The organism is Actinomadura fibrosa (assembly GCF_900659615.1).
GTDB classification, from domain to species: Bacteria; Actinomycetota; Actinomycetes; order Streptosporangiales; family Streptosporangiaceae; genus Spirillospora; species Spirillospora fibrosa.
Genome location: NZ_CAACUY010000048.1, coordinates 19,395 through 43,367, shown reverse-complemented (window position 1 = coordinate 43,367; position 23,973 = coordinate 19,395). Strand labels below are relative to the sequence as shown.

General features: G+C 73.9%; 23 protein-coding genes and 3 tRNA genes. 7 read left to right on the top strand and 19 right to left on the bottom strand.

What is annotated here, in order from left to right:
* Nucleotides 1-6: 6 nt before the first annotated feature.
* The 6 genes from rsmD to E1300_RS18765 all read right to left on the bottom strand — a co-directional run bounded on the left by rsmD (nucleotide 7) and on the right by E1300_RS18765 (nucleotide 8,193).
* Nucleotides 7-588 (bottom strand): 16S rRNA (guanine(966)-N(2))-methyltransferase RsmD, encoded by a 582-nt coding sequence (rsmD, locus tag E1300_RS18785; protein ID WP_131758319.1) that lies wholly within the window; start codon nucleotides 586-588, stop codon nucleotides 7-9.
* 82 nt (nucleotides 589-670) lie between these two features.
* Complete coding sequence (locus E1300_RS18780) at nucleotides 671-2,764, bottom strand: serine/threonine-protein kinase (RefSeq protein ID WP_165502901.1); 2,094 nt, start codon at nucleotides 2,762-2,764, stop codon at nucleotides 671-673.
* Nucleotides 2,765-3,045: 281 nt separating this feature from the next.
* A complete protein-coding gene (locus tag E1300_RS18775) occupies nucleotides 3,046-4,113 on the bottom strand; it encodes a HEAT repeat domain-containing protein (RefSeq protein ID WP_207399837.1) in 1,068 nt (355 codons plus the stop codon).
* Between the two features lie 70 nt (nucleotides 4,114-4,183).
* Complete coding sequence (locus tag E1300_RS53975) at nucleotides 4,184-4,264, bottom strand: putative leader peptide (protein WP_370785008.1); 81 nt, start codon at nucleotides 4,262-4,264, stop codon at nucleotides 4,184-4,186.
* A gap of 62 nt (nucleotides 4,265-4,326) precedes the next feature.
* Nucleotides 4,327-6,522: an ATP-dependent DNA helicase RecG gene (gene recG / locus E1300_RS18770; RefSeq protein WP_131758317.1), complete on the bottom strand. Its 2,196-nt coding sequence runs from the start codon at nucleotides 6,520-6,522 to the stop codon at nucleotides 4,327-4,329.
* A gap of 33 nt (nucleotides 6,523-6,555) precedes the next feature.
* Nucleotides 6,556-8,193 (bottom strand): DAK2 domain-containing protein, encoded by a 1,638-nt coding sequence (locus tag E1300_RS18765; RefSeq protein WP_131758316.1) that lies wholly within the window; start codon nucleotides 8,191-8,193, stop codon nucleotides 6,556-6,558.
* A gap of 256 nt (nucleotides 8,194-8,449) precedes the next feature.
* Between E1300_RS18765 and rpmB the strand changes: the two genes are divergently transcribed.
* Nucleotides 8,450-8,644 carry a 50S ribosomal protein L28 gene (gene rpmB / locus E1300_RS18760; RefSeq protein WP_030164391.1) on the top strand — a complete coding sequence of 65 codons (195 nt, stop codon included), beginning with the start codon at nucleotides 8,450-8,452 and terminating at the stop codon, nucleotides 8,642-8,644.
* Between the two features lie 135 nt (nucleotides 8,645-8,779).
* On the opposite strand, the gene thiD is transcribed toward rpmB, so the two are convergent.
* The 3 genes from thiD to E1300_RS18745 form a co-directional block, all read right to left on the bottom strand.
* Entirely contained in the window at nucleotides 8,780-9,598 is an 819-nt protein-coding gene (gene thiD / locus E1300_RS18755; protein ID WP_131758315.1) for a bifunctional hydroxymethylpyrimidine kinase/phosphomethylpyrimidine kinase, read from the bottom strand.
* 66 nt (nucleotides 9,599-9,664) lie between these two features.
* Nucleotides 9,665-10,621, bottom strand: a complete 957-nt coding sequence (locus E1300_RS18750; protein ID WP_131758314.1) for a cellulose binding domain-containing protein — start codon at nucleotides 10,619-10,621, stop codon at nucleotides 9,665-9,667.
* A gap of 101 nt (nucleotides 10,622-10,722) precedes the next feature.
* Nucleotides 10,723-11,643, bottom strand: a complete 921-nt coding sequence (locus E1300_RS18745; RefSeq protein WP_131758313.1) for a thiamine-phosphate kinase — start codon at nucleotides 11,641-11,643, stop codon at nucleotides 10,723-10,725.
* 149 nt (nucleotides 11,644-11,792) lie between these two features.
* Here E1300_RS18745 and E1300_RS18740 point away from each other — a divergent pair, with 149 nt between their 5' ends.
* Nucleotides 11,793-12,026, top strand: a complete 234-nt coding sequence (locus E1300_RS18740) for an Lrp/AsnC family transcriptional regulator (protein WP_131758312.1) — start codon at nucleotides 11,793-11,795, stop codon at nucleotides 12,024-12,026.
* Nucleotides 12,027-12,069: 43 nt separating this feature from the next.
* Nucleotides 12,070-12,504 (top strand): DUF3515 domain-containing protein, encoded by a 435-nt coding sequence (locus E1300_RS18735; protein ID WP_242619233.1) that lies wholly within the window; start codon nucleotides 12,070-12,072, stop codon nucleotides 12,502-12,504.
* Here the strand turns inward: E1300_RS18735 and E1300_RS18730 are convergent.
* The 9 genes from E1300_RS18730 to E1300_RS18690 form a co-directional block, all read right to left on the bottom strand.
* On the bottom strand, nucleotides 12,501-13,715 hold the full coding sequence (locus E1300_RS18730; RefSeq protein WP_207399835.1) for a cytochrome P450: 1,215 nt from the start codon (nucleotides 13,713-13,715) through the stop codon (nucleotides 12,501-12,503). The two genes, E1300_RS18735 and E1300_RS18730, sit on opposite strands and share 4 nt — an antisense overlap.
* 10 nt (nucleotides 13,716-13,725) lie before the next feature.
* A complete protein-coding gene (locus E1300_RS18725) occupies nucleotides 13,726-14,310 on the bottom strand; it encodes a TetR/AcrR family transcriptional regulator (protein ID WP_242619232.1) in 585 nt (194 codons plus the stop codon).
* A 58-nt stretch (nucleotides 14,311-14,368) separates the two neighbouring features.
* Nucleotides 14,369-14,451: transfer RNA gene (locus E1300_RS18720), tRNA-Tyr, on the bottom strand.
* 32 nt (nucleotides 14,452-14,483) lie between these two features.
* Nucleotides 14,484-14,556: transfer RNA gene (locus tag E1300_RS18715), tRNA-Leu, on the bottom strand.
* A 5-nt stretch (nucleotides 14,557-14,561) separates the two neighbouring features.
* A tRNA-Leu gene (locus tag E1300_RS18710) sits at nucleotides 14,562-14,635 on the bottom strand.
* Between the two features lie 221 nt (nucleotides 14,636-14,856).
* Nucleotides 14,857-16,419 (bottom strand): protein kinase domain-containing protein, encoded by a 1,563-nt coding sequence (locus E1300_RS18705; protein ID WP_242619231.1) that lies wholly within the window; start codon nucleotides 16,417-16,419, stop codon nucleotides 14,857-14,859.
* A gap of 156 nt (nucleotides 16,420-16,575) precedes the next feature.
* Nucleotides 16,576-17,613 (bottom strand): PDR/VanB family oxidoreductase, encoded by a 1,038-nt coding sequence (locus E1300_RS18700; RefSeq protein WP_131758308.1) that lies wholly within the window; start codon nucleotides 17,611-17,613, stop codon nucleotides 16,576-16,578.
* Nucleotides 17,610-18,488 (bottom strand): metal-dependent hydrolase, encoded by an 879-nt coding sequence (locus tag E1300_RS18695; RefSeq protein ID WP_131758307.1) that lies wholly within the window; start codon nucleotides 18,486-18,488, stop codon nucleotides 17,610-17,612. Before E1300_RS18695 ends, E1300_RS18700 begins: the two co-directional genes overlap by 4 nt.
* A 157-nt stretch (nucleotides 18,489-18,645) precedes the next feature.
* Complete coding sequence (locus E1300_RS18690; RefSeq protein WP_131758306.1) at nucleotides 18,646-19,575, bottom strand: RpnC/YadD family protein; 930 nt, start codon at nucleotides 19,573-19,575, stop codon at nucleotides 18,646-18,648.
* A gap of 249 nt (nucleotides 19,576-19,824) precedes the next feature.
* Here E1300_RS18690 and E1300_RS18685 point away from each other — a divergent pair, with 249 nt between their 5' ends.
* Genes E1300_RS18685 through E1300_RS18670 form a run of 4 tightly spaced genes read left to right on the top strand, consistent with a single transcriptional unit; the run spans nucleotide 19,825 to nucleotide 23,222 of the window.
* Nucleotides 19,825-21,282, top strand: a complete 1,458-nt coding sequence (locus E1300_RS18685) for an aldehyde dehydrogenase (protein WP_131758305.1) — start codon at nucleotides 19,825-19,827, stop codon at nucleotides 21,280-21,282.
* Nucleotides 21,279-22,025 (top strand): SDR family oxidoreductase, encoded by a 747-nt coding sequence (locus E1300_RS18680; RefSeq protein WP_131758304.1) that lies wholly within the window; start codon nucleotides 21,279-21,281, stop codon nucleotides 22,023-22,025. The genes E1300_RS18685 and E1300_RS18680 overlap by 4 nt, the downstream gene beginning before the upstream one ends.
* Nucleotides 22,022-22,858, top strand: a complete 837-nt coding sequence (locus E1300_RS18675; RefSeq protein ID WP_207399833.1) for an NAD(P)-dependent oxidoreductase — start codon at nucleotides 22,022-22,024, stop codon at nucleotides 22,856-22,858. Before E1300_RS18680 ends, E1300_RS18675 begins: the two co-directional genes overlap by 4 nt.
* Nucleotides 22,851-23,222, top strand: a complete 372-nt coding sequence (locus tag E1300_RS18670) for a carboxymuconolactone decarboxylase family protein (RefSeq protein WP_131758303.1) — start codon at nucleotides 22,851-22,853, stop codon at nucleotides 23,220-23,222. The genes E1300_RS18675 and E1300_RS18670 overlap by 8 nt, the downstream gene beginning before the upstream one ends.
* On the opposite strand, the gene E1300_RS18665 is transcribed toward E1300_RS18670, so the two are convergent.
* Nucleotides 23,219-23,860: an acetamidase/formamidase family protein gene (locus E1300_RS18665; RefSeq protein WP_242619229.1), complete on the bottom strand. Its 642-nt coding sequence runs from the start codon at nucleotides 23,858-23,860 to the stop codon at nucleotides 23,219-23,221. The two genes, E1300_RS18670 and E1300_RS18665, sit on opposite strands and share 4 nt — an antisense overlap.
* Nucleotides 23,861-23,973 lie beyond the last annotated feature (113 nt).

Below are 23,973 nucleotides of genomic sequence, written 5' to 3'. Positions count from 1 at the left end.
TGATCGTCAATCAGCGGCGGACGCTCCGCCCTCGGCGCGGCCGTACCAGAACACGGCCTCCCCGTACCGCCGCTCCCGCTCCGCCGCGTACCCGCGCGGCCACCGGAGCGCGGGCCCGCGCGCGGCGCGCTCGACGACGACGAGGGCGTCCGGCGCGGCCCAGCCGTGGTCGCGCAGGTCCTCCAGCAGGCCGGTGACCGCGGCGTCGGGCAGCGCGTACGGCGGATCGGCGAAGATCAGGTCGTACGGCTCGTCCGGCGGCCTGCGCACGGCGCGCTCCACCTTGTCGGCGCACGGCACCGCGCCCGGCAGCCCGAGGTCGGCGGCGTTCTGCCTGATGACCCTCATCGCCCGCGGATGCGACTCGACGAGCAGCGCGTGGGCGGCGCCCCGCGACAGCGCCTCCAGCCCGACGGCCCCGGACCCGGCGTACAGGTCGGCCACCCGCAGCCCGTCCAGGGGTCCGAGCAGGGCCAGCACGGTGGAGAACAGGCCCTCCCTGGCGCGGTCGCTGGTGGGCCTCGTGTCCCGTCCCGTGGGGACGGCCAGCCGCCGCCCTCCCGCGCTCCCCGCGATCACCCTGGTCATCGCTCCAGTATCGCGGCGACGGCCGGCGGGCGCGCACAGCCGCCTCGCCCCTGACGCGCCCGCGTCCCGCTGAAGTCCCCGCTCAAAGACGCTCGGACCCGGTGATCCGCCAGACCCCGCCGACGCGCCCGAGAACAAGGCGGCGGACGGTGATGCCGTCGCGATCGGTGCAGGTGCCCTTCGCGCAGGCGCCGACGGCGGCCAGAGCGGTGATCCGGTCGGCGGCGCCGGAGCGCAGCCCCACCTCGACCGGTGTCCCCGACCCGATCCGGGGATCGCCCGCGACGGCGTCCATGACTCCGCGCGCCGCCGCGTCCGGCCAGGCCGCCCCGGTCGTGTCCGCACCCGCCGATCCCGCCTTCAGCATGGCGAGCGAGTCGAGCAGCCAGCCGCTCCCCTCCCGGACCATGGTCGCGCGCATCGGATCGTGCAGCCGCTCCGGCCCGGCGTCCCGCGCGCGGACCGTCCGCCGCACGTAGGCGAGGACCGTCACCCGGCCGGGCACGGCGGTCACGACGGCGGAGTCGATGACGTCGGCGGCGACCGAGCCGTCCCTCGCCCGCAGCTCGTCGAGGTAACCCGGCGTGGCGAGCTGCCGGTCGTACTCGGCGCCGTACCGGGACGTCGCGAGCCGGTGCGCGGCGGACGCGTTCCGTTCGAGCGACGCGTGGCCGATCGTGAGCACCGCCCTGATCGCCTCGGCGGCGGGCCCGACGGCTTCGACCGCGTCCGGCGGCGGAACGGCCACCGGACGCTGATCCGCGCTGGCGAGCTCAGCCGGGGAGCCGCTCGACGCCACCCTCCACGCCGTTCCGGCCGCGGCCAGCAGGACGACCGGAACCATGACGACCACGATCCGCCGCCTGCCCCATCGCGGGCGCGCCTGCCCCCCACCCGAACCCGAGCAGGCGAAAGCCGCCACCGGATCCACAAGCCCAGGCATCGCAGCGGACGACGACGCTGGCGTCGCAACCGGAGGCGACCCAGACGAACCAGCCTGAGCTGACGCGGGAAACGTGTGCGCGGCGGAAGACGCCGCCGAGGCCGCATGCGTGACAGGCGCCGCGAGCATCGCGGCGGAAGCTGACGCGGGCACAGCGGTGGCGGGCGCCCCAGCCGGAGGCGACGCGAAGGGCGCATGCGTGATGGGCGAGGCGGGCGTCGCAGCCGAAGACGTCGCGACCGGGGGCGACACGGAGGAATCGGCCTGAGCTGACACGGGAAACGTGTGCGCGGCGGAGGACGACGCGGAGGGTGAATGGGTGGCAGGCGGCGCGAGTGTCGCGGCGGGCGGTGGGGCGGGAAGGGGGTCTTGGACGGTGGGGTGGGCGTCTGTGCTCAGTGCGCGTTCTTCTTCGGGGGTGAGAGGGATCTGGCGGCCGAGCAGGTCCAGGAGGACCTGCTGTGCCTCGGGGCGCTCTCCCGGGTCCTTGGCGAGGCAGGACGCGACGGTGTCGCGGAGTGATCCGGGCAGCGGGGAGAGGTCCGGGTCGCAGTACAGGATGCGGTGGAAGACGGCCGAGAGGGTGTCGTTGCCGAAGGGGTGCCGTCCGGTCGCCGCGAACAGGATCGTCGCGCCCCAGGCGAACAGGTCGACGCCGGCGCCGAGGTCGCCGTCGGCGACCTGCTCGGGGGCCATGTAGGACGGGGTGCCCACCACGCTGCCGCTCTTCCTCGCCGCCGAGCCGAGCGCCCGCGCGATGCCGAAGTCGATGACGCGCGGGCCGTCCGGACCCATCAGCACGTTGGACGGCTTGAAGTCGCGGTGCAGGATGCCCGCGCGGTGGATCGCGGTCAGGGCCGTGATGGTGCCGACCGCGAGCCGTTCGAGGTCGGTTCCGGTGCGCGGGCCCTGCCCGGTGACCAGGCCGGTGAGCGACGGGCCCGGCACGTATTCGCTGACGACGTAGGGCGGCTCCCCGGAGACGTCGGCGTCCAGGACCCGCGCGGTGCAGAACCCGGCGACCCGTCCGATGACCTTCCGCTCGCGCTCGAACCGGGCCCGCCACTCGGGCTGGTCGCTGAACCCCGCGCGCAGGAGCTTGACCGCCGCCTGCCCGCCGTCGGGGCATCGTCCCAGGTAGACGATGCTCTGGCCGCCCTCGCCGAGCCGGCCCAGCAGCTCGTACCGGCCCAGCCGGTCCGGGTCGCCGGGGAGCAGGGGCCGGGGCGCCATGGGTTCTCCTCCGTCGCGTGCTGAACCGCCACGGGGACCTCTACCCGCGGGAGCGGACGGCGGCCCCTGCCGCCCGCACTCGTTAGAAGGCTGTGATCGTGCGTGTCCACTCCGTGACCTGCGCCCGGTCACGAGGGTCGTGCCGTTTCGTGATCCGCGGTCGCGCGGGCCCTGAAGCGGGCAGGTCGCCCCCACCCCGGAACGTCCCGCCCGCATCGCGGCCCGCGCGACCGCGGATCACGAGAGTCCGCCTTCCGCCGTGCGGCGGAGCGGCGGCTCGGTCAGGCGAGCGCCCAGCGGACCTGGGTGCGCACTCCCGGGTCGGGGTCGGTGAGCGCCTCGGTCAGCGCCGTGACGACCTCAGGCCGGTCGGCGGCCCACCGCTCCAGCGCCTGGACGGCGGCGCGGCGGACGTCCACCGTGCGGTCCCGGAGGGCGTTGACGAGCGGCCGGACGGCGACGTCCGGGTGGGCGGCGCCGAGCGCGAGCACGGCGCGGCGGCGCACCTGCCAGCTCGCGTGCGCGGTCGCGGTCACGACCCGTCCCTCCAGGGGCGCGGGCACGCCGAGTTCGGCGGCGGTGTCGAGCGCCGCCATCCGGACGACGGGGTCGTGGTCGGTGAGCAGGTGCTCCAGCGCGGACAGCCCGGCCGGGCGCGCGAGCCTGCCGAGCCCCTCGGCGACCGCCACCCGCACCTCGCGGGACGGGTCGTCGGCGGCCTCGGCGACCTCGGTCACCGCGCGCAGCGCGACCAGGCCGAGCACGGCCTGGATCCGCACCTGCGGCTCGTCCTCCTGGAGGCCCTGGGCGTACAGCTCGGCGGCGCCCCGGGTGAGGATCTCCAGGAGGTCGGCGGCGGTCGCGCGGACGAACGCGTCGCGGCCGCGGGCGGCGGCGAGCTGGAGGGCCTCGACGCCCTCGTCGCCGAGGTAGAGCTCGGGCAGGGTCCGCAGCGCGTCGGCGGCGAGGCGGCGGACGTCCTCGTGGTCGTCGGCGAGCGCCCAGGCGAGGGTGTCGCCGGTGTCGCGCGGCGCGGAGCCCTCGCGGGCCGCCCGCGTGAGGACCTTCAGGACGGCGGCGCGCACCTCCGGCGCGGTGTCGCGCAGGTATTCCTGCACGTCCTCGACGCGGGGGTCCTCGATGCGGTCGAGCTCGCCGACGCGTGCGAGGACGTCCGCCGCGGGGGCAAGGGACCCGTCGTGAGCCCCGGCCGGTGCGGGCTCGGGCGCGGCGGGCTCGCTTCCGGCGAAGATGGAGCCCGCGTCGAAGCCGGAGTCGGCGGGACGGGGGTCGGCGGGATCGGTGCCGCGCGGGCGCGCGGCGTCGGTGCCATGGCTGATGATCGTCATGATGCGGCCTCCTGAGCCGTCGGATCCAGGACGGGCCGGACGCGGTCGCCGGGCCCGAGAGGGGAGCGGATCAGCGACGGGAACACAGGGCACTGGCCTGCCGCCGGAGATCGACGTGCAGGCGGGCGGTCAGGGCGGCATGCGGGTTCACGCTCCCATCGTGACCCGCGCCCGCCCGTTTGTCAACTTAATCAGTCGGAAATATAGGGAGGCTCAGGCCTTCTCCAGGAAGCCGGCGCGGTCCTCGTCCAGGAGCGAGTCGAGGACGGTGGCGAGGCCGGGGTGGTCCGCGAGGTCGGGATCGGCCTCGACCAGCGCGGACGCCTCCTCCCTGGCGTCGCGGATGACGTCCTCGTCCTTCTGGAGCGTGAGCAGCCGCAGGCTCGACGCGCGGCCCGCCTGCGCCGCGCCGAGCACGTCGCCCTCCCGGCGCTGCTCCAGGTCGAGGCGCGAGAGCTTGAACCCGTCGGTGGTGGAGGCGACCGCGTCGAGCCGCTCGCGGGCCTTGCTCTCCGGCTCCGCGTCGGTCACCAGCAGGCACAGCCCGTGCAGCGAGCCCCGGCCGACGCGACCGCGGAGCTGGTGGAGCTGGGACACCCCGAACCGGTCCGCGTCCATGATCACCATGACGGTCGCGTTGGGCACGTCCACGCCGACCTCGATGACCGTGGTGGCGAGCAGGACGTCCAGCTCGCCCTCGGTGAAGCGGCGCATCACCGCGTCCTTCTCGTCGGGGTGCAGCTTGCCGTGCAGGACGCCGATCCGCAGCCCGGACAGCAGCTCCTCCAGCCTGGGCAGCAACTCCATGATCCCGAGCGGGGACCTGCGGTCGCGCTCGCCCTCGTCGGCCGGGACGGCGTCGCCCTCGTCGCCCTCCTGCTCGCCGATCCGCGGGCACACGATGTAGATCTGCCGGCCCTGCGCCGCCTCCTCCCGGATGCGCTCCCAGGTCCGGGCGAGGAACGCGGGCCGCTCCGGCGGCACCACATGCGTGTCGATCTTCGAGCGGCCCGCCGGGAGCTGGCCGAGCACCGAGGTCTCCAGGTCGCCGAAGACCGTCATGGCGACGGTCCGCGGGATCGGCGTCGCGGTCATGACGAGGACGTGCGGGCGGCCGCCGCCGCTCTTCTCGCGCAGCGCGTCCCGCTGCTCGACGCCGAAGCGGTGCTGCTCGTCCACGACGATCAGGCCGAGGTCGGCGAACTGCACGCTCTCCTGGAGCAGCGCGTGCGTGCCGACGACGATGCCCGCCGCGCCGGACGCCGCGTCCAGCAGCGCCGCCTTGCGCGCCTTCGCGCCCTGCGAGCCGGTCAGCAGCGCGACCCGGGTGGCGTGCTCGGCGCCGCCGAGCTGCCCCGCCTGCGCGAGGTCGCCGAGCATCCCGGTGATCGAGCGGTAGTGCTGCTGGGCGAGGACCTCCGTCGGCGCGAGCAGCGCCGCCTGGCCGCCGCCGTCCACGACCTGGAGCATCGCCCGCAGCGCCACCACCGTCTTGCCCGCGCCGACGTCGCCCTGGAGGAGGCGGTGCATCGGATGCTCCAGCGCCAGGTCGGCCGCGATCTCGTCGCCGACCTCGCGCTGGCCCTTGGTCAGCTCGAACGGCAGGCGCTGGTCGAACTCGGCGAGCAGGCCGCCGAAGGACGGCGGGCGCGGCGTCGCCGGGAGGGCCGCCGCCGCCCGCCGCCGCCGCGCCAGCGCGATCTGGACGACGAACGCCTCGTCCCACTTCAGCCGGGCCCGCGCCCGGCCCAGCTCCTCCCAGCTCCGCGGCCGGTGGATGCCCTCGTACGCCTCGCGCAGCCCGATGAGGCGGCGGCGGCCGAGCAGCGCCGCGGGCATCGGGTCGGCGGGCAGGTCGAGCTGGTCGAGGACGGTCTGCACGGACTTGCCGATCGTCTCGATGTCCAGCCCCTTGGTGGACGGGTAGATCGGGATGATCTCGTCGGCCCACTCCTGCGCGGCCTGTTCGGCGGTCTTCTCCGCGACCACCTTGTACTGCGGGTGGGTGAGCTGCCGCTGCGCCTTCCCGCTGCGCGGCACGTAGGTGCTGATCTTGCCCGCGAACAGGCCGCGGGTGCCCGGGGACAGCTCGTGCTCGGCCTTGTAGGACCCCTTGCGGCCGAAGAAGCTCAGCTTGAGCTGGCCCGTCCCGTCCGTGACGGTGATCTCCAGGACGTAGCCGGGGCTGCGGGTCAGGCTGCGGCCCTGCACCTTCACGACCTCCGCCATGACCGTGACGTGCTCGCCGTCCTGGAGCCCGCTCAGCGGCGTCAGCTCGCCCCGGTGGGCGTAACGGCGCGGGTAGTGGTGCAGCAGGTCGCCGACCGTGCTCAGGTCGAGGCCCTTCTCCAGCACCTTGGCCGTCTTGTCGCCGAGGACCTTGCGCAACGGCTCGCCGAGATTCGTCACGCAGTCTTTTCTAGCCCATGCCGGTGACGGGATTCACTCGACGCCGATGAGAACGGGGTACCGCTCCTGCCCGCCGTCGTAGACGCCGACCTCGACGTCGGGATGCCGCTCGCGCAGGTGGTCCTCCAGCGCCGCGGCGAGCCCCGGCGGCGCGTGCGTGCCCACGATCACCGTGACGAGCTCGCCGCCGCCCGACAGCATCCGGTCCAGGACCTGGCACGCCACTCCGGCCACGTCCGCGCCGATCATCGCGACGTCGCCCTCGATCAGGCCGAGGACGTCGCCGGGCTGGCACAGGCCCACGCTGGTCACCGCCTCCTCCGCGGCGACCTCCAGATGCCCGAAGCGGGTCGCCCCGGCGGCCCGGGTCATCGCGATCACGTCCTCGGCGAAGCGGCGCATCGGATCGTGCACCGCGAGCGCCGCCATCCCCTGCACGGACGCCTTGGTCGGCACCACCGCGATCCGCGCCCCGCCGTCCCGGGCCCGCTCGGCGGCGGCCTCGGCGAGCGCGAGGACCTCCGGCTCGTTCGGCAGCACGGCGACCTCGTCGCCGGCCGCCAGGATCGCCTCCGCCAGCACCGCCAGCGGCGGCACCGTGCCCGGCTCGCGGCGGACGACGCGGGCGCCGGCCTCCTCGAACAGCGTCGCGAGCCCCCCGGCGGCGGTCACCGCGATCACGGCGCGGCCGCGGTGCGGCGCGTGGGGCGCGTGCGGGTCCTCGTGGGGGGCGTGGAGGTAGGTCACCCGGATGCGGTGCGGGTGCCCGGCGGCGAGACCCGCCTCGATCGCCGCCCCGGCGTCGTCCACGTGGACGTGGACGTTCCACAGCCCGTCCCCGCCCACGACCACGAGCGAGTCGCCGAGCCCGTCGAGCTTCTCCCGGAGTTCGTGGACGGCGCCGTCCGGGGCGTCCAGCAGGTACATGACCTCGTAGCCGGGGCCTGGCGTCTCGGGTTCCGGCTCCGGCAGGGCCGTCCGCCCGGCGGTGCGGGCGGGCACCTCGTAGCGCTCCGGGTACTCGTCGGTGACCACGGCGGCGAGGGCGTCGAGGACCACGCAGAGCCCGGCGGCGCCCGCGTCGACGACACCGCTGCGCGCGAGCACGTCGAGCTGGCTCGTGGTGCTGCGCAATGCCCGGCGAGCTCCGGCGGCCGCAGCGCGCACGGCACCGGCGAGGCCGCTTCCGGACGCCTCGGCCCCCTTGGACGCGGCGGACGCCTCGGACGCGGCGGCGGCCAGGACGCTGAGGATCGTTCCCTCGACGGGATGCTCCACCGCTCCCCGCGCGAGCCCCGACGCGTGTTCCAAGGCCCCGGCGAACCCCGCCCCGCCGCCGGGCGCCGCGCCTTCCGGCTCCTCCTCGACCCGGCCGAGGACGTCCGCGAGACCCCGGAACACCTGGCTGAGGATCACGCCGGAGTTGCCCCGGGCACCGAGCAGCGCCCCCTGGGCCAGCGCCCGCCACGTCTCGGCGAGGCCCGCCCCGGCCGGGAGCTCGTCCACCGCGTCGGCCGCCGCGAGCACCGTCAGATGCAGGTTGGTGCCGGTGTCCCCGTCCGGGACGGGGAAGACGTTCAGCGCGTCGATCTCCCCCCGGGTCCGGCCGAGCGCGTCCGCCGCGAGCCTGCTCCACCGCCGTACCGCCGCCCCGTCGAGGACTCCGCCCACACCTGCCCCTTCCTTCCGCCGCCCGGACATGCGCTACTTCTGTACCGTGCGGACCCGTTCCAAGGGAACCGGCCGGACGGCGCCGAACCCCTGGTAGGTCCCGGCCGATTCGCCTACCCGACGCGCCGTCGGCTACTCTGATTCGTGCGCCTCGTCCCGGGGCGCCATCAGGTAGCGCCCACGATGTCCGGCTCGCCGCGGCGACGGCGACGGGCGGCGCTCCGTTCAGAGCATCGACACCCACTTGGAGTTTCCCGTGGCTTCCGTCTGCGACGTCTGCGGCAAGGGACCCGGTTTCGGCATGCGCGTCTCCCACTCGCACCGCCGCACCCCGCGCCGCTGGAACCCCAACATCCAGCGCGTGCGCGCCGTCGTGAACGGCAGCACCAAGCGGATCAACGCCTGCACGTCCTGCATCAAGGCCGGCAAGGTCGTCAAGCCGACCGTCTGACGGCCCCCGCGGCAGTCCCCGGGCCCACCCGGGCGCCAGCGGATCAGCGAACTTCGAGTCGGCTCATCGCACCTACGCGATGAGCCGACTTTCGCATGTCCACCCCCAGCCACTGTCGCGTTGGGTGGGCCGGGGTCAGGTGCGGTGGCGCCAGGCGTGGTCGACGGGGCCTATGCCCGCGCCGAGGGGGAAGCCCGCGGCGATGGCGCCCGTGACGTACTCCTTGGCCGCGCCCACCGCCGCCGGGACGTCGTCGCCCACCGCCAGCCGGGACGCGATCGCGGACGCGAGGGTGCAGCCCGTGCCGTGGGTGTGCCGGTTGTCGTGCCGGGGGGCGCTGAAGCGGTACTCGCGCTCCCCGTCGAACAGCAGGTCGCAGGGCTCGCCCGGCAGGTGGCCGCCCTTGATCAGCACCCAGCGGGGGCCGAGCGCCCGGACGGCCTCGGCGGCCTCGCGCAGGCCCGACTCGTCCACGACCTTGACGCCGGTGAGCTGCTCGACCTCGTACAGGTTCGGCGTGACCACGGTCGCGGCGGGCAGCAGCGCCGTCCGGACGGCGTCGACGGCGTCGGGCGCGAGGAGCGGGTCGCCGTGCTTGGAGACGCCGACCGGGTCGACGACCGCGGGGGCGGCGGAGGCGTGCAGCGCCTCGGCGACCGTCTCGACGAGGGCCGTGGACGCCAGCATCCCGGTCTTGATCGCGTCCACGCCGATGTCGGACAGCACCGAGTCGAGCTGGGCGCGCACCGCCCCGGGCGGCAGCTCCCAGTAGCCCTGGACGCCGAGGGAGTTCTGCGCGGTGACGGCGGCGATCACGCTCATCCCGTGCACGCCGAACGCGAGCATCGTCTTCAGGTCGGCCTGGATCCCGGCGCCTCCGCCCGAGTCCGATCCCGCGATCGTGAGGACGAGCGGCGGGGCCTGCGGACGGGGGGCGGGCGAGTTCTGCGGCATGCCGTCCACCCTAAGGCGGACTGCCCGGATCGTGGCACTTCGTCACGGGCGGGGCGGTGGAGGCGCTCAGACGAGCGTGCAGGCGAGCCGGTTCAGCAGGCAGTAGTACGGCCTGGCGGGGGTGCCGGTGGCGGTGAAGGTGATCCGCACGGTCCCGCCGGGCGCGATCGTGCTCGCGCCGCGGACGTGGGCGAGCGCGCCGGTCCGCACGACGGTGCCGCCGGTCACGGTCCGCACCGAGGCGTTCCGGATCTTGAAGGCGATGGCCCAGCTCGTGACGGGCGCGCCGCCCTGGTTCGTGATGGTGGCGGTGGCCCTGAAGGCGCCGGGGGTGCGCGAGGCGACCCTGAACGCGACCACGAGGCCGTCGGGGCGTCCGGCACCGCGGCTGGCCCGCTGCCCGGGACCGCGCTGCGAGACCTGGCTGTCCTGCGCGTTGCCGGTCGGGTCCTTGGGGGCGCCGCCGGCGAAGTTGAGGGAGATCTGCTGGGTGCTGAGCGCGTAGGCGACGATGCCCACCGCGACGACCAGCGCGACGATCGGAAGCAAGGGAACGGGGAGCAGCGAGAACAGCCGGGATACGCGATTCTTGCGGGACTCGCCGGAGCCCGGGCTCTCGGGCTCGTCGGTACGGTCGTCCTGCCCGATGCGGGCGTCGGATGCCGCCGCCCCGTAGTCGAGACGGGCGTCGCGCTCTGGGGTTTCCTGACCGGTATGCGCCGGGGTTCCGAAGGCGATCGGGACGTCCTGCCGGGTCGCGCGGACGCCGGCGTCGGGCGCTGCGAAGAAGGACCCGGCGGGCGGCCCGTGCTGGCGTTCCGCGGCCTGCGGAGGAGCGGGCTGCCGGCCGCCGGGCGGCGCGGACGGGCGCTCGTAGGACGACACGAAGACCTGGTCGTCCGTCGGGCCGGAGAAGGCGTCGTAGGAGGGGCCGGGAGGGGCTCCGAAGAACTGGCCCGGGGACGCGTGGGCGTCCGGCGCGGGCTCGTCGTCCGGTTGCTCGTGCTTGGTGTGTCGTCCCATCCCATTCCTCTTCGATCACAGGATGTATACCAAACCGGTACCGATCATGCCTACCGGATGCGGGAACGCGCCCGAGTCGTCGCGCTCCGTCCGGCCCGCGTTCAAGGACGGAAATGGTCCCATCCGCCGCCCTCTGCCGGGCGCCCGTCCACGCGCACGCCCGTCCCCTCCGCGACGACGCCGACGGCGTTCCAGGACGGGGGCAGCGCGGCCGCCGGGGGGAAGGTTCCGGCGAACGCGTGGTCCTCGCCGCCGGTCAGGACGTCGCGGAGCCCGTCCGGACCGAGGACGTCCGGGACGTGCAGGGCCGCGGAGTCGACGTCGATCCGCACCCCGCTGGCCGCGGCGATGTGCCCGAGGTCCTGGACGAGCCCGTCGCTGACGTCGAGCAGCGCGGTGGCGCCGAGCGACCGCGCCTCCTCCCCCGCCTCGTAGGGCGGCTGCGGGCGCCGGTGCGCCAGCAGCAGCTCGGCGGGGCCGTCGCGCCCCTCGGCGAGGAGCCGCATCCCCGCGGCGGACAGGCCGAGCCGGCCGCGGACGGCCACGACGTCGCCGGGGCGGGCCCCCGACCGGGTCAGCGGCGGCCGGCCGGCGAGGTCGCCGAGCGCGGTGACGGCGAGTGTGATCTCGGACGCACCGACGACGTCGCCGCCGGCGACCGAGGCCCCCACGGCCCGGCACTCGTCGGCGAGGCCGTCGTAGAGCCGCTCGGCCCAGGCGGTGTCCGTGCTGAGCGGGGCCGCGAACCCGACCAGCAGCGCGGTCGGCCGGGCGCCCATGGCGGCGATGTCGGCGAGGTTCTGCGCGGCGGCCTTGCGGCCGATGTCGTAGGGGCCCGACCAGTCGCGGCGGAAGTGGCGGCCCTCGACGAGCAGGTCGGCCGTCGCGGCCACCCGCCCGTCCGGGGCGGCGACCACCGCCGCGTCGTCGCCCGGCCCGAGCAGCACCGGGGACGCCTGCGGCAGCCGCCGCGTCAGCCTCCCGATGAGGCCGAACTCGCCCAGCTCCCCGATCGTTCCCATGCGTCCCGTTCCCGCTTCCCCGCCGTCCGGATCAACGCGCGCGGGCAGGGGGAAAAGGAACAATCTCGGACACCCCCGGCCGCCCGTCGCGGCGCGTAACACGATACGGTGACCGTCCGACGGCTATTTCTCCGCCCGGGGAGGACGTGATGGTGCAGGCCTACATCCTCATCCAGACCGAAGTCGGCAAGGCGGCCGAGGTCGCCGGCGAGATCGCCGGCATCCCCGGGGTCACCCTGGCGGAGGACGTCACGGGTCCCTACGACGTGATCGTCCGAGCGGAGGCGCGGAATGTTGACGAGCTGGGCAAGCTCGTCGTCGCGCAGATCCAGGCGGTGGAGGGGATCACCCGCACCCTCACGTGCCCGATCGTCCACATCTAGCGCGCCGGCGCGGCGCCGCGGCCGGCCGGCCCGCGCGGGCGCGGTGCTCGCGGGCCTGGTCCTGCTCGCGGCCGCGTGCGGCGACACGGCGGTGCAGGTCCCCGTCCCCCGTCCGGACGCGGCGACCGCACGATTGTGCGAGGGCCTGCGGCTCCCCGAGAAGGTGCACGGGCAGGGCGCGCGCGACACCTCCCCCGACTCGCCGCTGACGGCCGCGTGGGGGTCGCCCGCGATCGCGCTGCGCTGCGGGGTGCCCCGGCCGAGCGCGCTGCGGCCCGAGTCGCAGCTCGTGACGATCAACGGGATCGACTGGTTCGGCGAGCCCGTCGCCCGCCCGGTCACATGGACCGCCGTGGCACGGCAGGCCTATGTCGAGGTGACCGTCCCGGTCAAGTACACCCCGCCGGGCGACGTCCTGATCGAGCTGGGCACCGCCATCAGGGCGACGATCCCGCCGAAGCCGGAAGGGCAGATCTAGGACGCGCACATCGTCCGGCGAAGCGCGACCCGGACGGGCAGGGACGCGAAGCCGCGGACGTTCACCGAGTGCACGCGCCGGGCGCGCTCCCGGTCGACCTCGTAGGACGCGACGTGCCGCACCAGCTCGGTCAGCGCGATCCGCGCCTCCAGCCGGGCGAGGTTCGCGCCGAGGCAGAAGTGCCGGCCGCCGCCGAAGCTGACGAGCCGCGAGGTGTCGCGGTCGAGGTCGTAGGCGTCGGGCCGCTCGAACGCCCGCGGGTCGCGGTTCGCGGACCCGACCAGCAGCAGCATCCGCTCCCCCTCCGGGACGCGCCGCCCGTGCAGGGTGACGTCGCGGGCGACCGTCCGGGCGAGCATCTGGCTGGAGGTGTCGTAGCGGAGGGTCTCCTCCACCCAGTCGTCCACCCGCGCCGGGTCGGCGAACGGCTTGGCGGCCTCGCCGGGGTTGAGCGACCCCCAGTACAGGGCGTTGGCCAGCAGCTTGGTCGTCGTCTCGTTCCCGGCGACGACCATGAGGAACAGGAACGCGATGACCTCGCCGTCGCCGAGCCGGTCGCCGTCGATCTCCGCTTCGAGCAGCGCGGAGGTCAGGTCGTCCGCCGGGGCGCGTCGCCGCTCCGCGACCATGTCCTGGTAGTAGGCGACGAGGGTGAGGGCGGCGTCGATCCCGGCGGGCGGGACGTCGTTCAGTCCCTCCTCGCGGTGGACGACCAGGTCCGCGAGCCTGCGCACCTCCGCCCGGTCGGCCTCGGGGACGCCCATCATCCGCGAGATGACGTCCATGGGCAGCAGGCCGGCGAAGTCGGCGACGAAGTCGAACTCGCCCTTCTCCAGCGCGGGCTCCAGGTGGCGGCGGGTCAGCTCCAGGATGCCGGGGCCCATCTCCTTGACCCGCCGGGGCGTGAAGCCCTTCGAGACGAGCGTCCGCATGCGGGTGTGGCTCGGCGGGTCGAGGCCGAGGAACGACATCGTCCGGTGCGCGTCCGGACCCCACGCGCTCGGCTCGATGGAGACGCCGTTCCGGCTGGAGAACGTGACATGGTCGCGGAACGCCGCCGCGACGTCGGCGTGCCGGGACAGCGCCCAGAAGCCGAGCTCCTCGTCGCGGTAGAGCGGCGCCTCCTCGCGGAGCCGCGCGTAGAAGGGGTAGGGGTCCTCGTGGACGGCGTAGTCGAACGGGTTGTAGGAGACTCGCGAACTCGCGTCCACGGCCGTCACCTCATTCGGGGTCGGGAAGGATGAGCTCGGCCATCTCGGCCAGCCGGTCGGCCATCCGGGCGTAGGACGTGTAGCCCATGCCCGCGTGCACGAGCGCGCCGACGTAGGCCAGCTCCAGCGCGCCGAGGACCTTCGGGTCGTCCAGCTCGCGCAGCGCCGCGCGGAGCCGGTCGCGGATCGCGATGCCGATGCGCTCCCGCAGCTCGCGGACGTCGGGGTCGGTGCCGAGCATCGCCGTGGTGCAGGCCGCCGCGAGCTCCGGCTCGTCCGAGACGAGCAGGGCGATCTCGCGGAGCACCGCGACCACGCGCCCGGCCGGCGGACCGCCCGCCTCGACCGGGGGGAGCGCGCTGAGCCGCCGCCAGAACACCTCGGTGATGAGGTGGTTCTTCGACGCGAAGTAGGTGTAGGCGGTCGCCGGGGCCACCCCCGCGCGCCGGGCCACGTTCCGGACCGTCAGGCCCTCGTAGCCCGTCTCGCGCACCTCGGCCACGGCCGCGTCGGTCAGCCGCCGCACCGTGTCGGCCTGCCGCTCGGTGAGGCGGCGCCGGGTGGGCTCGGTCGTCAGCCGCTGTTCACTGGACACATGTCCAGACATTAGTTCAGCACCGGGTCGCTGGCAAACGGCGTCCCGGACCGGCCGGTGGGGCGGGTGGGATTCGAACCCACTCAGCGCGAGGCACCTGGGTTACAGCCAGGCCCGACTCTCCCGCGTCGGCGCCGCCCCTCGCGGTCCCCGTCCGGACGGGAACCGCGTCGTACCCCTGGCAGGATTCGAACCCGCATCGCACAGCACCTCATGCTGCCGTCTCTGCCGTTGGACTACAGGGGCATGCGTACGGCTCCCGGGACTCGAACCCGGAACATCCACTTCCTGAAAGTGGCCTCTCTGCCAATTGGAGTAGAGCCGCATGATGGGTCGCGAGGCGGCGTCACTCGCTGCGGCTCGGCCAGTTCTAGAGGGAATACCGGCCGGGGCGCGCGGGCGACGCCTGGGGCAGTCGATAACGGAGCTGTGCGAGTGCCATGGCCGGTCCTCCTCCCGAAGTCTCGTGTCGCCCGTCCTCGACGGGCTGACGTCCTCTACGGTGCCAGCGCACCGGCACCGCCCGCAACGCAATATCCGCCGCGGTTAGGGGGCGGGCTCGTCCGGGAGCGACCAGCCGAACGCGACCAGCGCCCAGAACGCCACCATGATCCAGCCCAGCGCGATCCCGGTGACCGCCATGCCCATGCCGCGCTCGCCGGTCCGCCGCATCTTGACCCACGCCATGTGCCCCGCGACGATCGCCGGAATGGACGGCAGCCCGCACGTGATCAGGCCGACCAGCCCGAACGACAGCGAGTAGATCGCGGCGTGGTTGTAGCGCGCCTTAGCGTGCGGGTGCACCGCGGGCCCCATGTGGGGGGCCTGCGTACCCGCCAGGTGAGGCGTCTGCGTTCCGGCGAGGTGCGGCGGCCGGGTCTGCGCGCCGTAGGCGCCGTAGCCGCCGCTCTGCGGATAGGTCCCGGCGCGGGCCGCCACCGCGTTGGCGTACTGGTTCCAGGTCTCCGCCTCCGCCGTCCGCCCCTGCTGGCTGAGCAGGATGGCCAGGTTGCGCATCGCGGCCGGATCGCCCGCCTGCGCGGCCTGCCGGTACTGGCGCTCGACCAGCGCCTCCGCCTCACCGGTCGCGAGCGCCGGCGACGGCGGCGGCCCGGACGTCGCCGGAGGCTGCGCGGACGACCCCGAAGAGGGCGCCGCCGAACGCGACGACGAGGAAGGCGTGGAGGACACACCCGGCATGACCGAGGAAGACGTAGGCGGCTTGACCGAGGAGGACGTCGGCGGCTTGACCTGGGAGGGCGCGGGGAAGACCCCCGTGCGCGGCCCCGGCCCCGGCGCCTGCTGGCGGGACGCTCCGCTGGAGATCAGGCGGTCGAGCACGGCCTGGGCGGACGGCCGGTCCGCCGGGTCCTTGGCGAGCGCCGCCCGCACCGTGCTCAGCAGGGTGCCGCTCAGCCCGGTGAGGTCCGGCTCGCCGCTGACGATCCGGTGAATGATCGCCGGGATCGAGTTGCCGCCGAAGCACGGCCTGCCGCAGGCGGCGAACGCGACGGTCGCGCCCCAGGCGAACACGTCGGACGCCGGGGTCGCGCCCTGCCCGTACAACTGCTCCGGCGCCATGAACGCGGGCGTGCCGATGATGCCGCCCGTCGCGGTCAGCCGCGTCCCGTCCATCGAGCGGGCGATGCCGAAGTCGATGACCCGCGGCCCGAACGTGGACAGCAGCACGTTCGCGGGCTTGAGGTCGCGGTGCACGACGCCCGCGTCGTGGATGGCGGTCAGCGCGGTCGCGATCCCGACCGCGACCGCCTCCAGGTCGGCGCCGCGCAGCGGCCCGTCCTTCACGACCGCGTCGTCGAGGCTGGGCCCGTTGACGAACTCGGTCACGAGGTACGGCGGGTCGGCCGTGGGGTCGGCGTCGAGGACGGGCGCCGTGCAGAACGGCCGGACCCGCTGCGCCGCCGACACCTCCGCCTCGAACCGCGCCCGGTACTGCCGGTCCGCCGCGAACTCCCGCCTGATCACCTTGATGGCGACCTTGCGGCCCGAGCGGTCCAGCCCGACGTACACGGTGCCCATCCCGCCCTCGCCGAGCCGGTCCACCACCCGGTAGGGGCCGATGAGACCCGGCAGTTCGGTATCCGGCACGGACGTACTCCTCGGAATGGGAACCAAGCCCCCCAAGCGTGGCATATCCGGGCGCCGGGCGTGGCCCGGGAAGCACGACTCCCCACTCCTTCGGCCCGCCCCGTCCGGACGGCCGTCATCCGAGGTGGGAAGCCCTCCGCCCCGCTTCCGCCGGGATCAGAGGTCGAGGGTGATCCGTCCACCTGCGGACGCGCGGGACACGCAGATCAGCATGGAGCCGGCGTCCCGGTCGGCGGGCGAGCACAGGTCCGCCTCCCCCGCGAGCACCGCGGTGCGGCAGGTGCCGCAGAAGCCCTGCCGACACGAGTACGCCACCCCCGGCAGCACGTCCCGGATCGCGTCGAGCGCGGACCGGTCGGCGGGCACGGCGACCGTCCGCCCGCTGCGCCGCAGCTCGATCTCGAACGGCTCGCCGCCGATGACGGGCGGCGGCGCGAACCGCTCGAAGTGCAGCGCGGCACCCTCGGGCACGCTCGCCCGGACGCTCTCGATCATCGGCGCGGGTCCGCAGCAGTACACGGCGGTGCCGTCCCCGACGTCCCCGACCAGGTCCGTGCCGCTGGGCAGGCCGTGCTCGTCGTCCGTCCGGACGGTCACGAGCCCGGCGGGCAACTCGTCCAGGAACGGAAGCGAGGCACGGGTGCGGCCGGTGTACAGCAGGCGCCAGTCGGCACCAGCCCGGTCCGCCGCCTTCACCATCGGCAGGATGGGCGTGATCCCGATACCTCCCGCGACGAAGAGATACCGCTCGCTCGCGAGGAAGGGGAACGCGTTGCGCGGGCCCTGCGAGGTGACCACCGCCCCCGGCCTGAGCGTGTGCACCTCGACCGAGCCGCCGTCACCGCCGGGCAGCCGCCTGACCGCGATCCGGTACGTCCGCCGGTCCGCGGGATCACCGCACAGCGAGTACTGACGCCGCCGCCCGGACGGAAGCGTCACGTCCAGATGGCAACCGGGCTGCCAGCGCGGCAGGAGACGTCCGTCCACCGCACCGAACCGGACGCTCACCACGTCCTCGGCCTCCGGACGCACTCCCACCACCGTGAGGCGCAGCGTCCGATCGACCGGCCGGACATCCGGCAGGACGGGCTCGCGCAGCCCGCGCACCCGCTGCACGCCGTTGTACACCGCGTTCACGGCCACCCAGAAGGGATCGCGCCGCCGCCGTCCCCGCAGGTCGGGAGGGATCGTCATCGCAGCGCCGCCCGCGCGGCGGGCGACGAGGCGAGGTACGCCAGCGCCTGGCTCGTGGACCCCTCGCCGAGCGGACTGTACGACCGCCTCAGGTAGCGCACCACCGACCGTCCGACCATCCGCCGGTCGGGGGTCAGGCCCGCGGGCCCCGTCCGCCGCAGATGACGCAAGCCGCCCTTGACCCGTCCCTGGACGACGGGGTCGGCGGCCATGAGGAACCTGTGCCCGCGGTGCCACAGCGCCGCCAGCATCGTGATCGTCTGCGCCATGGCGCGGAGCCGGGCGCCGTACCGGCCGTCGAGATGCATGTAGAGATCGTGCGCCACGTGCCGGTGCTCGACCTCCTCGGCCCCGTGCCAGCGCAGCAGGTCGAGCATCATCGGATCGGCGCCCGCCTCGTCCAGCGCCTCCGCGTTGAGGATCCAGTCGCCCAGCACGCCGGTGAAGTGCTCGATCGCCGCGATGACGGAGATCCGCTCGAACAGCCACGCCTGCGCGCGGTCCCCGGTGAGCCCCCGGTCGCCGAGCAGCCCCTCGAAGACGAACTCGACCTGCCGGACGAACGGCCGCACGTCCAGGCCCTGCTCCATGAAGTGGTCGAGCACCCCGTCATGGGACGCGGCGTGCACGGCCTCCTGCCCGATGAAGCCGAGCACGTCCTCGCGGAGCCGGTCGTCCCTGATGTACGGGACGGCCTCCTTGAACACCCGGACGAACCACTCCTCCCCGGCGGGAAGCAGCAGGTGCAGCACGTTGATCAGGTGCGTGGCCACCGGATCGCCGGGGATCCAGTGCAGCGGCACGCCCGTCCAGTCGAAGCGCACGTCCCGGGCCCGAAGGACGAGGTTCTCCGGCTCCTGCGACTGAACGGCCATGGCTCCCCCGACCCTGGAGGCTTATTGACGAACAGTCCAGTACGCTATCCCGCCCGTCCGGCCCCTGCAATGCCCCCTCCCGGTGACCCACCTCACCCTCCGCGGACACGAAACGGGGCCCGCACCCCGAAGGATGCGGACCCCGCCCGTCAACGACTCAGCCGAACAGTTCCTCAGCCGTCTCGACGACCACCGCCCGCCGCACCCAGCCCTTGAGGACGGTCGGATCAGAGCACTCGACGATGCGCTCCCGCTGCGCGTCCGTCACCGGAATCTCCCGCACTTCGAGGATCTCCAGCACATCAGCAGCCCTCCCCTTGGCCTCCCCCTTGGCCTCTCCCTCGGCCCTTCCCTTGGCCTCTCCCTCGGCCCTTCCCTCGGCCTCCCCCTTGGCCCACCCCTTGGCTTCAGCCTCGCGGAAGGGGACGGAGTAGTAACGCGATTCGGTCATCACCATGGCCTCCAAGGTCCTGCGCTCCTCCGCGGGAAGTACCGCCAGCACGAAGTCATAGTACCGGCCGGCTTGATCGGTGCTCTTCTCGGCGAGCAGGTCGTACCCGCCGACGATGGCCCGCAGCACGCTCGCGCTGCGCTGGCCGGAGCCGTGGAAGAGTGCGGACACGACTCCCATGGCCGGATTTGCGACGATCTCTTGGGGATCCTCGATCACCGGAACGTGGTCGTGACCGAGAACGAGCGGGGTCAGGCTGTGGCCGGGATGGCCGATGTCGATGGTCTGGGCGCACCACTCGGCGACCGCGGGGTCGGGGGCGATCACCAGCAGGATCACCGGGCAGCGCTGCCGGTTGCGGAGGGTCGCGATGTAGAGCGGCCAGGTCCACTGCTTGTCGTCGGCCTTGCGGCGCTGGACCTCGACGATGACGCCCAGGTCCCCGCGGGCGGTGTTCAGGACGATGGCTACGTCACCCTTGTACTCCTTTGTCTTGAGGTCGGTGAAGGACTCGGAAACATCCCGGGCATCCCGGACGTCCGAGATCGATATTCCCATTCCAGCCAGAATCCCCGCGGCCAGCTTAGGCCGCCATCGGAAGATTTCAGCCGGTACGTCATGCTCTTGCGTCGGCATGGCGAGAACACTAGCCGGGGCGAGGCGATTACCGGATGCGAATGCGGGAAATCCGACGCCGACAAACGAGATCGCAAAACATTCCAGACAAATCGCGGTATATAAATTAACAAACACCCGGCAGCTTGTCGTTGATGGCCGGATGGCGAGCAGTGCGGCGTGATTGCGATGGGCTAGTGCGGGACGGCGGACGTGTTGGGGGTGGGTGGGGGTTGCGGGTGGGGTGGGGCTGAACTGTAGTCTGGACAGGTGTCCAGACCTAGCGATCGCTTGCTTCTGGTGGACGGGCGGCTCGTTGCCGGGCGGGGTGCCTTCGAGACGGTGGATCCGGCGACGGAGGAGGTGCTCGGTACCGCGGCGGATGCCACGGCGGCGGAGATGGACGCCGCCATCGCGGCGGCGCGGCGGGCGTTCGACGAGACGGGCTGGGCGACGGATCTCGCGCTGCGCGTCCGGTGCCTGCGGCAGCTCCGGGAGGCGCTGCTGCGGCACGCCGACGAGGTGCGCGAGCTGACGATCCGGGAGGTCGGCGCGCCGCGCTTCCTGACGTTCGGCGCGCAGTTGGACGCCCCGGTGGACGATCTCGGGTGGTTCGCGGAGCTGGCCGAGTCGTACGCGTGGGAGCGGGACCTCGGGCGGGCGGAGCCGATGGGGATCGCGAGTCACCGGCGCGTGGTGCGGGAGCCGGTCGGGGTGGTCGGCGCGATCACGCCGTGGAACTTCCCGCACCAGATCAACCTGGCCAAGGTGGGTCCGGCGCTCGCCGCGGGCAACACGGTGGTGCTGAAGCCGGCGCCGGACACGCCGTGGTGCGCGGCGGTGCTGGGCGAGCTGATCGCGGAGGAGACGGACGTCCCGGCCGGGGTCGTCAATGTGGTGACCTCGTCCGATCACGCGCTGGGGGCGCAGCTCGTCGAGGATCCGCGGGTGGATCTCGTGTCGTTCACCGGGTCGACGGCGACGGGGCGGAGCGTGATGACCGCCGCGGCCGGGACGCTGAAGCGGGTGTTCCTGGAGCTCGGCGGGAAGTCGGCGTTCGTGGTCCTGGACGACGCCGACCTGCGGGCGGCGTGCTCGTACGCGGCGTTCGCGGCGGTCACGCACGCCGGGCAGGGCTGCGCGATCACGACGCGGCTGCTGGTGCCGCGCGCCCGGTACGACGAGGCGGTCGCGATCACGGCGAAGGCGATGGCGGGGCTCGGGCCCGGTGATCCTCAGGACGAGCGGACGATCTGCGGCCCGGTGATCTCGGCGCGGCAGCGGGACCGGATCGAGCGGTACCTGGAGCTGGCCGTGGAGGAGGGCGGGGCGTTCGCGTGCGGCGGTGGCCGGCCCGCGGGCCGGGACCGGGGGTTCTGGATCGAGCCGACGCTGGTCACCGGGTTGACGAACGCGTGCCGGACGGCGCGGGAGGAGATCTTCGGTCCGGTCCTGGTGGTCCTGCCGCACGACGGCGACGACGACGCGGTCCGGATCGCGAACGACTCGCCGTACGGGTTGTCGGGCGCGGTGCACGGCGGGGACGTCGCGCGGGCGCGGGCGGTCGCGGCGCGGCTGCGGACGGGGACGGTCAGCGTCAACGGCGGCGTCTGGTACGGCGCGGACGTGCCGTTCGGCGGCTACAAGCAGTCGGGTGTCGGCCGCGAGATGGGCGTGGCGGGGTTCGAGGAGTACCTGGAGACCAAGGCGATCGCGGAGGCGACATGACCGGGACGGGCAGGTTCGAGGGGAGGGTCGCGGTGGTCACCGGGGCCGCGCAGGGCATCGGGGAGGCGTACGCGCGGGCGCTGGCGGGTGAGGGGGCGTCCGTGGTCGTGGCGGACGTCGACGAGCGCGGGCAGGGCGTCGCGGACGAGCTGAAGGGCCTGTTCGTGCGGACGGACGTGTCGGATCCCGTGTCGGTGGAGGCGATGGCGGAGGCGGCCGTGGACCGGTTCGGCGGCATCGACCACCTCGTCAACAACGCCGCGATCTTCGGGACGATGAAGCTGGACTTCCTGTTCACGGTCGACTGGGACTACTACAAGAGGTTCATGGCCGTGAACATGGACGGGGCGCTGCTGTGCGCGCGTGCCTGCCGTCCGCACATGGAGGCGCGCGGCGGCGGGTCGATCGTGAACCAGTCGTCCACGGCGGCCTGGCAGTACTCCGGCTTCTACGGGCTGGCGAAGGTCGGCGTGAACGGGATCACGCAGCAGCTCGCGCACGAGCTCGGGAGCCTCGGCATCCGGGTGAACGCGATCGCGCCGGGCCCGATCGATACCGAGGCGAACCGGCGGGTGGTGCCGGGGAACATGTCCGAGAAGATCGTCCAGACCAAGATGGCGCTGAAGCGGATGGGGACGCCCGAGGACCTGGTCGGGGCGTGCCTGTTCCTGCTGTCGGACGACGCGGCCTGGATCACCGGGCAGATCGTCAACGTGGACGGCGGGGAGGTGTTTCGGGCGTGAGCGCCGGGTTCATCGGGCTGGGCCAGATGGGTGCGCCGATGGCGGGGCATCTGGCGGCGGCGGGCGTGGTCGTGCACGACGCGCGTCCGGAGGCCGTGGCGCCGCTGGTGAAGGCGGGCGCGCGGGGGGCGTCGAGCGTCGCGGAGGTGGCGCGGCACGCGGACCTGATCTCGATCATGGTGCGGGACGACGCGCAGGTGGCGGAGGTGGGCGCGGAGGTGCTGGCGAGCGCCCGTCCCGGCACGGTGCTGGCGATCCACTCGACGATTCGCGCGAGGACCGCGGAGGAGCTGGCCGAGCGCGGCGCTGGGTACGGGATCGAGGTGGTGGACGCGCCGGTCAGCGGCTCGGTCGTCGGGGCGGTCGAGGGCAGCCTCGCGGTGATGGTGGGCGGGACGGAGGCGGCGTTCGAGCGGTGCCGGGAGGAGTTCGCGCCGTGGGCCGGGCTCGTCCTGCACATGGGGCCGATCGGGGCGGGCACGCGCGCCAAGCTGGCCCGGAACCTGTTGCAGTTCGTCTCGTTCGCCGCGGCGGCGGAGGCGCAGCGGCTCGCGGAGGCGTCGGGGGTGCCGCTGCGCAGGCTCGCGCGGATCGTGAAGCACAGCGACGCGATCACCGGCGGGCCGGGGGCGGTGATGCTGCGGCCGACGACCGCGCCGATGGCGCCGGACGACGACCTGTACGGCATCCTGGCGCATGTCAGGGACCTGGGCGAGAAGGATCTGTCGCTCGCCCTGGAGCTGGCCGGCGAGACGGGCGTGGACGCCCCGCTGGCCCGGCTCGCCCTCGACCGCCTCGCCGCCGGGCTCGGGCTGGACGGCGCGGATGGATGAGCGGCGCGAGCGCGGCCTGGAGATGATGCGCCGGGTCTACGGCTGGGACGTGGGCGAGCCGGTCGGCGACTTCATGGGCATCACCGTGGACCACCTGTTCGGCGACATCTGGACGCGCCCCGGGCTGAGCCTGCGGGACCGGCGGCTGCTGCTCGTCGGCGTGCTGGCCGGGCAGGGGCTGACCGACGTGCTGGAGGTCCAGCTTCCCGCCGCGCTGGCCAACGGCGAGCTGTCCCCGGACGAGCTGCGCGAGATCGGCGTCTTCCTGACGCACTACGTCGGCTGGCCGCTGGGCTCGAAGCTGTGCGTCCAGATCGACACGGCGATCGCCCGGCACGAGAAACGGAGGAAGGACGACGGTTAGGCGATCCGCGGCGACGGCTCGGGCATCAGCATCGGGCCGGTGACGCGGAACCGCTCGACGCCGCGCCTGGTCAGGTTGACGCGCAGGTCGATCCAGCCGGGCAGGCCGGCGCGGCGGCAGTCGACCGCGCCGCGGCCGGGGAAGTGCAGGTCGCCGACCGACAGCTTCGCGCCGCGGACGTGGACGGGCAGCAGGATCCGCGATCCGGCGGTGAGGGGGGCGATGGCGCAGCCGCCGAGGGCGCGGCCGAGCGCCTCGCTGCGCGCGGCCTCCGCGGTGGGGCCGCCGGGCAGCGTGTCGGCGGACGGCGCGCAGCCGATGAGGCCCGGGTGCCCGGAGGGGGCGTACAGGCCGTCGGCCCGTCCGACGGCGACGACGTCCACGACGATCACGTCGCCCGGTTCCGCGCCGACCACGACGAGCGGCCCGCACAGCAGCGCGTCGGCGCCCGGCTCGCGGGCCTGGCACTCCATCCGGACCGAGCCGCCGGTGATGACCTCGGCGACGGCGGGGATGTCGGGGTGCCAGCGTTCGTGCCCGGGGACCTCCCGCGTCCGGTCGCCGCGCAGGGGGTCGTGGTGGGCGGCGGGTCCGGGCGCTGGGCGCAGCGGGACGGCGAGCGAGGACGGCAAGGTCACGGGTCCTTTCCAGGCGGTCTCAGGGATTCCACGATCATGCCGTGCGGGCTGTTTCGGCGCGGTTTCAGCGATCTGAAGCTTGAGTAAGGCGGGCATCACCGGGAAATCCCGGG

Coding starts and splice junctions, on each gene's coding strand:
- rsmD (WP_131758319.1), bottom strand. CDS start 588: ATGACCAGGGTGATCGCGGGGAGCGCGGGAGGGCGGCGGCTGGCCGTC.
- E1300_RS18780 (WP_165502901.1), bottom strand. CDS start 2,764: ATGGCGCCCCGGCCCCTGCTCCCCGGCGACCCGGACCGGCTGGGCCGG.
- E1300_RS18775 (WP_207399837.1), bottom strand. CDS start 4,113: ATGACGATCATCAGCCATGGCACCGACGCCGCGCGCCCGCGCGGCACC.
- thiD (WP_131758315.1), bottom strand. CDS start 9,598: ATGCCGCAGAACTCGCCCGCCCCCCGTCCGCAGGCCCCGCCGCTCGTC.
- E1300_RS18750 (WP_131758314.1), bottom strand. CDS start 10,621: ATGGGACGACACACCAAGCACGAGCAACCGGACGACGAGCCCGCGCCG.
- E1300_RS18745 (WP_131758313.1), bottom strand. CDS start 11,643: ATGGGAACGATCGGGGAGCTGGGCGAGTTCGGCCTCATCGGGAGGCTG.
- E1300_RS18740 (WP_131758312.1), top strand. CDS start 11,793: ATGGTGCAGGCCTACATCCTCATCCAGACCGAAGTCGGCAAGGCGGCC.
- E1300_RS18700 (WP_131758308.1), bottom strand. CDS start 17,613: ATGACGATCCCTCCCGACCTGCGGGGACGGCGGCGGCGCGATCCCTTC.
- E1300_RS18695 (WP_131758307.1), bottom strand. CDS start 18,488: ATGGCCGTTCAGTCGCAGGAGCCGGAGAACCTCGTCCTTCGGGCCCGG.
- E1300_RS18690 (WP_131758306.1), bottom strand. CDS start 19,575: ATGCCGACGCAAGAGCATGACGTACCGGCTGAAATCTTCCGATGGCGG.
- E1300_RS18680 (WP_131758304.1), top strand. CDS start 21,279: ATGACCGGGACGGGCAGGTTCGAGGGGAGGGTCGCGGTGGTCACCGGG.
- E1300_RS18670 (WP_131758303.1), top strand. CDS start 22,851: ATGGATGAGCGGCGCGAGCGCGGCCTGGAGATGATGCGCCGGGTCTAC.